The organism is Roseovarius halophilus (ex Wu et al. 2025) (genome assembly GCF_047086965.1).
In genome coordinates this window covers 1-8,496 of the sequence record NZ_JBKOTX010000212.1, presented here as the reverse complement: position 1 = coordinate 8,496, position 8,496 = coordinate 1, and the positions used below count along the sequence as shown (strand labels likewise).

Below are 8,496 nucleotides of genomic sequence, written 5' to 3'. Positions count from 1 at the left end.
CGAGGCGCAGTCGAGGGTCACAAGCGGCACGTCCCTGCTGGACATCTTCGACAGCGGCGGGTCGTCAGACGTGCCTGTGCTGCTGCGGCAGATCGCCGCCGATCCGGGGCGGGTGGCCGAGGGCCGCGTCGCGCTCATCCCGTTCCGCAAGAAGCTGCGCCTCATGCGCTGGGCCTGACCGGCTCAGGCCGTCCGGGCGTCCTGCGGCCGCAGCCACAGCCAGATCAGCGCGCCGCCCGCCAGTGCCAGGAAGGGCGCCATGGCCAGGTTCACCGCCGTCCAGCCGGCCTCGGCCGTGCCGCCCGAGCAGTTCATCAACCCGCCCGAGGCCAGCGAGGCCAGCGTCACGCAGCCGAAGACGATGGTGTCGTTGAGGCCTTGGACCATGCCGCGATCCTGCGGCCCGTGCGAGGCGGCCAGCAACGTGGTGGCCCCGATGAAGCCGAAGTTCCATCCCACGCCCAGCAGGACCAGCGCGACGAAGAAATGCTCAAGGTTCACGCCGATCAGGGCCACGCCCCCGGCGCCGGCCAGAATCAGTAGCCCCAGCGCCATGATCGAGCGCACCCCGAAGCGCGCGATCAGGTGGCCGGTGAAGAAGCTGGGCACATACATGGCCAAAACATGGGCCGAGACGATGTCATTGGCCCGGGCCTCGGAATAGCCGCAGCCGACCACCGCCAGCGGCGTCGAGGTCATCACCAGGTTCATCAGCGCATAGGCGACCATGCCGACGATGATCGCCACCAGGATATGCGGGTCGGTGAGCAGGGCGCGGCGGCTGCGCGGTGGCGGGCCGGTCAGTTTCTCGGGGCCGGTGGCGCGGGTGCCCTTGGACAGGTCCAGCCAGAAGAACACGGCCATGCCACCCAGGTTGAGCGCGGCCACGGCAAGATAGCTGCCCACGAAGGGCACCAAGCTGGCATCCATGACCAGCTTGTTGAACTGGGGGCCGATGATCGCGGCCAGCAGCCCGCCGGCCATGACGTAGGAAATCGCCTTGGGCCGGAAGGCATCCGAGGCGCGGTCGCTTGCGGCAAAACGGTAGAACCCCTGCGCGGACATGTAGATGCCCGTCATGTAAGAGCCCACCAGCATCAGCCAGAACTGCGAGGTCCACAGGCCCCAGGCCGCGACCAGGGCGCCCGTTGCCCCCGCGATGGCGCCGATCAGGAAGCCGAAGCGCCGCCCGCGCGCCTGCATCAGCGGCGAAATCCAGGGCGCCGTGGTCATGGACCCGAAGACGATCAGCGAGATCGGCAGCGTCGCAAGGCAGGGATTCGGCGCGAGCATCTGCCCCGCCAGCCCGCCCACGGCAAAGATCATCGGCATCTGCGCGCCAAGGATGGCCTGGGCGAGGATCAGCACGATCACGTTGCGCCGGGCGGCGACGTCGTTCACGTTCGGGTTCTGGGCGGCGATATCGGTCATGTGGTCCGATTAGCCCCGCCACGCCCCGAGGTCCAGCACCGGAATGGTCGCACGTATGAGAAAAATGGCATGAATGTGGGCCGCATCATCGACGGCCCCGCCCGCGTCGAAGAGGGGATGGCCGCGCTCTCGGCCCGCTGTCCGCGGATGGCGGCGGCGTATCGGCAAACCGGTGCGCTGCCGCTGCGCCGCAAACCGGAAGGGTTCGCGCAGCTTTCCGCGGCCATCGTCAGCCAGCAGGTCAGCGTGGCCAGCGCGCAGGCCATCTGGGGCCGGGTCGAGGCCGCGGGGCTGGCAGCGCCCGAGGCCATCCTGTCGGCAACGGACGACGACCTGCGCGCTGTCGGCCTGTCACGCCCCAAACAGCGCTACGCCCGGGCGCTGGCCGCGGCGGGAATCGACTATGATGGCCTGCGCGCCATGAGTGATGAGCAAGTGATCGCGACCCTTGTCGCGGTGCCCGGCATCGGCCGCTGGACAGCCGAGATCTACGCCACCTTCAGCCTGGGCCGCGCGGATATCCTTGCCGCCGGGGACCTGGCGCTGCAGGAATCGACTCGGGCGCTTTACGACTTGCCCGAGCGGCCCACAGAGGCGCAGCTGCGGCGCATGGCCGAGGCCTGGTCGCCCTGGCGGGCGGTTGCGGCGCGGCTGCTCTGGGCCTACTACCGGGTGGAGAAGGACAGAGAGGGCATCGCATGACACGGGTATTGCAAGCGGGGCGGGTGGCACCAGCATCAGGCGAAATGCGCTCGGCGGTGGTCTTTCTGCATGGCTATGGCGCCAACGGGCAGGATCTGCTGGGCTTGGCCGAACCGCTGGGCGAACATCTGCCCGACACGGCCTTCTTCGCCCCGGATGCCCCCGAGGCCTGCGCCGGGGCGCCGATGGGCTATCAATGGTTCCCGATCCCCTGGATCGACGGTGCGTCCGAGGAAGAGGCCAAGGCTGGCATGGCGCGGGCCGCCGCCGACCTGGACGCCTTTCTCGACGGGTTGATGGTCGACGAGGACCTGATGCCCGAACAGGTGCTGGTCTTCGGCTTTTCCCAGGGCACGATGCTGGCCCTGCACGTTTTGCCCCGCCGCGAGGATGCGGTGGCGGGCCTCTGCGCCTTCTCGGGGCGCCTGCTGGAGCCCGAACTGCTGGCAGACGAGGTCGTGGTGCGCCCGCCGGTCCTGCTGGTGCATGGCGATCAGGACGATGTGGTGCCGGTGCAATCCATGCCCGAGGCGGCCGAGGCGCTCGAGGCGGCAGGATGGCAGGACGTCTATGCCCATATCCAGAAGGGCACCGGCCACGGCATCGCCAATGACGGGCTGTCGGTGGCGCTGGCCTTCATGCGCGATCGGCTTGGCTATGCCTGAGGGCGCTGACCCGCGTCCACTCGCCCTGGTCGCGCGCCCTTGTCACCCTACCGTTACGGAATCGCCCTACCAGACAGGGCATGATCGTGACCACATATGGGACTTGCCTGGCAAGGATGACCATATATAGTCAGGATACGGCAGGAGCGGGGCTCCCGCTCTGGTGCCAGACAAAAGGGGCAGACAGGGCGAGGACGGAGTCACCCATGGACGGCGATTTCAGAAGCGAATTTGTCAGGGAGCCGGCGGCACTGAAGCAGCATCCGGCGCTGGTGCTCAACGCCGATTACCGGCCGTTGTCTTATTATCCGCTCTCGCTCTGGCCCTGGCAGGACGCGGTCAAGGCGGCCTTTCTGGACCGGGTGGATATCATCGCGGAATACGACGAGGTGGCCCGCAGCCCCTCGATGCGGATCCGGATCCCGTCGGTGGTCGTTCTCAAGGATTACGTCAAACCGCAAAAGCGCGTGGCCTTCACGCGCTTCAACCTGTTTCTGAGGGACGAGTTCTGCTGTCAGTACTGCGGCGCCAAGGGCGATCTGACCTTTGACCATGTGGTGCCGCGCGCCGCGGGCGGCGTGACAAGCTGGGAAAACGTCGTCGCCGCCTGTTCGAGATGCAACCTCAGGAAGGGCAGCAAGTCGTTGCGCCGCTCGGGGCTGTCCCTGCGCAAGGCCCCCCGGCGCCCCGGTGCCGAGGAACTGCGCAACATGGGCCGCCGCTTCCCGCCCGGCCATCTGCACGAGACCTGGCTCGACTTCCTCTATTGGGACAGCGAACTTGAGGCCTGAGCCCGCCATGCGACAGCATGTCACCGGGCAACGATTTTTCCTTGCGCCACGCGGTTGTGGCGATATCTTGAGTGTAAGAGTCGGGAAAAGGGGGCGGGCATGATCGTCTGCCAGTGTCAGAACATCACGCAGAAGGACATCCACGCGGCGATCGACTGGATGCGGCGCTCGGACCCCGAGACGCTGATCACGCCGGGCAAGGTGTATCGCGCCCTCGGCAAGGCCGCAGATTGCGGTGGCTGCATGCCGCTGTTCCTAGACACCATGCGGCGCAGCCCCGCGCTGGAGGTGCCCGTCGAACTGACGGGTCTGCGTGCATCCAATGAGGATGGCGAAGCCGCCGAGGAAACCGCCGTCAAAGGCTAGGATCTTTCCTGTCGGTCTTTAGGTCGTTAGGTTGTGGGTAGACCAGAATGAAAGGATCAGGCCATGACGGGCGACGAAAAAGTCATTGAATACCTTAACCGCGCGCTGCGCAGCGAGTTGACAGCGATCAGCCAATACTGGCTGCACTACCGCCTGCAGGAAGACTGGGGCGTGTCGCACATGGCCGCCAAAAGCCGCGAGGAAAGCATCGAGGAGATGCACCACGCCGACAAGCTGGTGGATCGGATCATCTTTCTGGGCGGCCACCCCAACCTGCAAAAGCTGGACCCGCTGCGTATCGGCCAGACCCCGCGCGAGACGCTGGACTGCGACCTGGCCGCCGAGCACGAGGCGCGCGCCCTCTACAAAGAGGCGCGCGAGCACTGCAATACCGTGGGCGACTACGTGACCATGAAGCTCTTCGAGGAACTGATGGCCGACGAAGAGGGGCATATCGACTTCCTTGAAACCCAGATCGACCTCTATGACCGCCTGGGCGAGGCCGGCTACATGCAGGTCAACGCCGTCAAGATGGACGAGGCGTAACCGCGGCGCCCCGTTCCGGCGCCTGCATCGGCGGCCGAGGCACGCGCCCGGCCGCCGATTTTCGTTGGGGGCCCGGTCATGGGGTTGTGTTTTGCCGGTACCGGAAACAAGCTCGCATCACACGGCCCGCGCTGGACTTCCCGGCGGCATGGGGGTAGGAAATTGGCGTTAGCGCTAACCCCGTTGCGCTGCACAACCTGCCCGCCGCAGAACATGAAGGAGAGCCCATGGTTTCGCGCGTCATCCCGGTCGATGATTTCGACCTCGTGATTTTCGGCGGCACGGGTGATCTTGCCCGGCGCAAGATCCTGCCGGGCCTCTACCGGCGCTGCATGTCCGGACAGGTGCCCGACGCGGCCCGGATCATCGGCGCGGCCCGCTCGGATACCGATACCGAAGGGTATCGCCAGATGATCCGCGAGGCCATCGCCGAGTTCGGCGGCCCCGAGTCCCGCGACCATGAGGCGGTCGAGCGGTTCCTGACCCGCCTGCACTACGTGCCTGTGGATGCCCGCGGCGATGGCGGCTGGCAGGCCCTGCATGACCTCCTGCGCCAAGGCGTGATCAAGGCCTTCTACTTCTCGGTGGGGCCGGGGCTGTTCGGCGACCTGGCCGAGAGGCTGCTGACCTACGGCATTGCCGATGCCAGCAGCCGGGTGGTGGTCGAGAAACCCTTCGGCCGCGATCTGGAGACGGCGCGCGCGCTCAATGCCACGTTGGCGCGGCATTTCAACGAGGACCAGATCTACCGGATCGACCATTACCTGGGCAAGGAAACCGTCCAGAACCTGATGGCCGTTCGTTTCGGCAATGTGCTGTTCGAACCGCTGTGGAACAATCACTACGTCGATCACATCCAGATCACCGTGGCCGAGACCGTGGGCGTCGAAGGCCGCGGCGCCTATTACGACAAGTCCGGCGCGATGCGAGATATGGTGCAGAACCACCTGATGCAGCTTCTGTGCCTGATCGCCATGGAGCCGCCGAGCATGTTCGACGCCGACGCGGTGCGCGACGAAAAGCTCAAGGTGATCCGCGCGCTTCAGCCGGTCGATTATCACCATATCGTGCGCGGGCAATATGACGCTGGCAAGGACAGCCCCGGCTATCGGGCCGATGCCGAGGACCCGCGCAGCCACACCGAGAGCTTCGTGGCGCTCAAGGCGCATATCAACAACTGGCGCTGGGCCGGGGTGCCCTTCTACATGCGCACCGGAAAGAAGCTCAAGGCGCGCTCCTCCGAGATCGCCGTGGTCTTCAAGGACCTGGGGCACTCCATCTTTCCCGGCGACGAGGCGCGCCACCGCAACATCCTGTCGATCCAGCTTCAGCCCAATGAAGGCATCAAGCTGCAGGTGACGATCAAGGAACCCGGGCCGGGCGGCATGCGCCTGGTCGACGTGCCGCTGGACATGACCTTCGCCGAGGCGCTGGGGCCCGAGGCCGAGGGGGTGCCGGATGCCTATGAACGGCTGATCATGGACGTGATCCGGGGTAACCAGACGCTGTTCATGCGCGGCGACGAGGTCGAGGCCGCCTGGGCCTGGACCGACCCGATCATCGAGGGCTGGGCGGCGCGCAACGACGTGCCCAAGCTCTACGAGCAGGGGACATCCGGGCCTGAGGATGCGCTGATGCTGCTGCACCGCGATGGCCGGAAATGGCGTGAAATCAAGGAGTAGTCTTATGGAGCTCAAGGAATATCCCGACTCCGAGATGATGATGATGAACCTCGCCAACCGGATCGCGGGCGATCTGGAGAACGTGCTGTTCCAGAACGACAGGGCCTCGCTGGCGGTGCCAGGCGGCACCACGCCGGGGCCGGTCTTCGATGCGCTCTGCGGGGCCGGGCGGATCGACTGGGCGCGGGTCAACGTCATGCTGACAGATGAACGCTGGGTGCCCGACACAAGCCCGCGGTCCAACACGCGGCTGCTGCGCGACAGGCTGCTGATCGACAAGGCCGCCGCCGCCACCCATGTGCCGCTCCATGCCGAGGCTGCGGCCCCCGAGGACAAGCTGGACGAGCTGGCGCAGGGCGTGGCCGCGTGCCTGCCGCTGTCGGTCTGCCTGCTGGGCATGGGGGCGGACATGCACACGGCCTCGCTCTTTCCCGGGGCCGATCAGTTGCAGGCGGCGCTTCAGGGGGACGAGGTTCTCTATGCCATGCGCGCGCCGGGCGCGCCCGAACCGCGCGTCACGCTCTCGGCCCGGGTCCTTAAGGACGCCATGACCTGCCATGTGGTCATCACCGGCCACGAGAAACGCGAAGCCCTGGAAAAAGCCCGCAGCCTGTCCCCCGAGGAGGCGCCGATCGCGGCGGTCCTGCCGGGGGCCACGGTGCACTGGGCGGAAAGCTGAAGGATGTTTGACGACCTGAAACGCCATGCCGAAAAAGTGGCCGATCGCCGTATCGACAGCCTCTTGGAGGCGCGGGACCGAGTCGGGGATTTCTCGATCCGTCTGGGCGGTATGCTCTTCGACTACGCCAAGACCAATATCGACGCCGCGGGGCGGGGGCTGCTGATCGACCTGCTGGACCGGGCCGAGGTGGCCGTCAAGCGCGACGAGATGTTCAACGGCCAGACCATCAACGAAACCGAGGGCCGCGCCGTGCTGCATACCGCGCTGCGCAACCTCGACGGCGGGCCGGTCCTGATCGAGGGCTATGACATCATGCCCGGTGTGCTGGAGACCCTGGCACGGATGGAGGATTTCGCCCAGGCTGTGCGCGACGGCAGCTTTGCCGGGCAGGGCGGACGGATCACCGACGTGATCAATATCGGCATCGGCGGCTCGGACCTCGGCCCGGCCATGGCGGTGCAGGCGCTGGCCCCCTATCACGACGGGCCGCGCTGTCACTTCGTGTCGAACGTGGACCCGGCCGATATCGCCGACGCCCTGCGCGCCTGCGACCCGGAAACCACGCTGGTGATCGTCGCCTCCAAGACCTTCACCACGATCGAGACCATGACCAACGCCCGCACCGCCAAGGCCTGGATGGGCGAGGCGGTGGCCGATCCGGCTGCGCAGTTCGCCGCGCTCAGCACCGCGCAGGACAAGACCGGCGATTTCGGCATCAATCCGGCGCGGGTCTTCGGCTTTGCCGACTGGGTCGGCGGGCGCTATTCCGTCTGGGGGCCGATCGGGCTGTCGCTGATGATCGCCGTGGGGCCTGCGGCCTTCCGCGCCTTCCTGCGCGGGGGGCAGGCGATGGACCGGCATTTCGTCACCGCCGATTGGCCCGAGAACATGCCGGCGATGCTGGCCCTGGTGGGGCTGTGGCACAACCAGGTGCTGGGCCATGCGACCCGCGCGGTGCTGCCCTACGACGACCGGCTGGCACGGTTGCCGGCCTATCTTCAGCAACTCGAAATGGAGAGTAACGGCAAGGGTGTCAGCATGGACGGCGCCGATCTGGCGGCCGACAGCGGCCCGGTCGTCTGGGGCGCGCCCGGCACCAATGGCCAACACGCCTTCTACCAGTTGATCCACCAGGGCACGCGGGTGGTGCCCTGCGAATTTCTCGTGGCCGCGCAGGGCCATGAGGACGAGCTGCACCATCAGCACCAACTTCTGGTGGCCAATTGCCTGGCCCAGTCCGAGGCCCTGATGCGGGGCCGGAACCTGGAGGAGGCGCGTGCCAAGGTGGCGGACAGTTTCGAGGGCGCCGAACTGGAACGGCAGGCCAGGCACCGGGTGTTTCCCGGCAACCGCCCCTCGACCACGCTGGCCTATCCCCGGCTGACCCCCGAGGTGCTGGGCCAGATCATCGCGCTTTACGAACATCGGGTCTTCGTCGAGGGCGCGGTGCTGGGCATCAACTCCTACGATCAATGGGGGGTGGAACTGGGCAAGGACCTGGCCACGGCGCTACAACCCATCGTCGAAGGCGGCGATGCGGCCGGCAAGGACGGGTCGACCGCCGGTCTCGTGGACTTCCTGCGGCGCAACGGGCTGTAGCCGGGCGGGCGGCCGGTCGGCCGGCCGCGCCC

At 66.9% G+C, this 8,496-nt stretch carries 9 protein-coding genes; 8 read left to right on the top strand and 1 reads right to left on the bottom strand.

What is annotated here, in order from left to right; translation table 11 throughout:
• Window positions 1-183 precede the first annotated feature (183 nt).
• Complete coding sequence (locus ACH107_RS27030; protein WP_412508764.1) at window positions 184-1,431, bottom strand: MFS transporter; 1,248 nt, start codon at window positions 1,429-1,431, stop codon at window positions 184-186.
• A 69-nt stretch (window positions 1,432-1,500) separates the two neighbouring features.
• Here ACH107_RS27030 and ACH107_RS27025 point away from each other — a divergent pair, with 69 nt between their 5' ends.
• From ACH107_RS27025 to pgi, 8 genes are all read left to right on the top strand, one after another.
• Complete coding sequence (locus ACH107_RS27025) at window positions 1,501-2,133, top strand: DNA-3-methyladenine glycosylase family protein (protein WP_412508763.1); 633 nt, start codon at window positions 1,501-1,503, stop codon at window positions 2,131-2,133.
• Window positions 2,130-2,798, top strand: a complete 669-nt coding sequence (locus ACH107_RS27020) for an alpha/beta hydrolase (RefSeq protein WP_310692009.1) — start codon at window positions 2,130-2,132, stop codon at window positions 2,796-2,798. Before ACH107_RS27025 ends, ACH107_RS27020 begins: the two co-directional genes overlap by 4 nt.
• Before the next feature lie 206 nt (window positions 2,799-3,004).
• The gene (locus tag ACH107_RS27015; RefSeq protein WP_310692010.1) at window positions 3,005-3,589 is read left to right on the top strand and encodes an HNH endonuclease; all 585 of its coding nucleotides are present in this window, start codon (window positions 3,005-3,007) and stop codon (window positions 3,587-3,589) included.
• A 99-nt stretch (window positions 3,590-3,688) separates the two neighbouring features.
• Entirely contained in the window at window positions 3,689-3,955 is a 267-nt protein-coding gene (locus ACH107_RS27010; RefSeq protein WP_412508761.1) for a bacterioferritin-associated ferredoxin, read from the top strand.
• 63 nt (window positions 3,956-4,018) lie between these two features.
• Complete coding sequence (bfr, locus tag ACH107_RS27005) at window positions 4,019-4,501, top strand: bacterioferritin (RefSeq protein ID WP_310692012.1); 483 nt, start codon at window positions 4,019-4,021, stop codon at window positions 4,499-4,501.
• A gap of 227 nt (window positions 4,502-4,728) precedes the next feature.
• Window positions 4,729-6,183: a glucose-6-phosphate dehydrogenase gene (zwf, locus tag ACH107_RS27000; RefSeq protein WP_412508760.1), complete on the top strand. Its 1,455-nt coding sequence runs from the start codon at window positions 4,729-4,731 to the stop codon at window positions 6,181-6,183.
• A 4-nt stretch (window positions 6,184-6,187) separates the two neighbouring features.
• Window positions 6,188-6,862, top strand: a complete 675-nt coding sequence (gene pgl / locus ACH107_RS26995; RefSeq protein WP_412508758.1) for a 6-phosphogluconolactonase — start codon at window positions 6,188-6,190, stop codon at window positions 6,860-6,862.
• A 3-nt stretch (window positions 6,863-6,865) separates the two neighbouring features.
• A complete protein-coding gene (gene pgi / locus ACH107_RS26990; protein ID WP_412508757.1) occupies window positions 6,866-8,464 on the top strand; it encodes a glucose-6-phosphate isomerase in 1,599 nt (532 codons plus the stop codon).
• The last annotated feature ends 32 nt before the right edge of the window (window positions 8,465-8,496 follow it).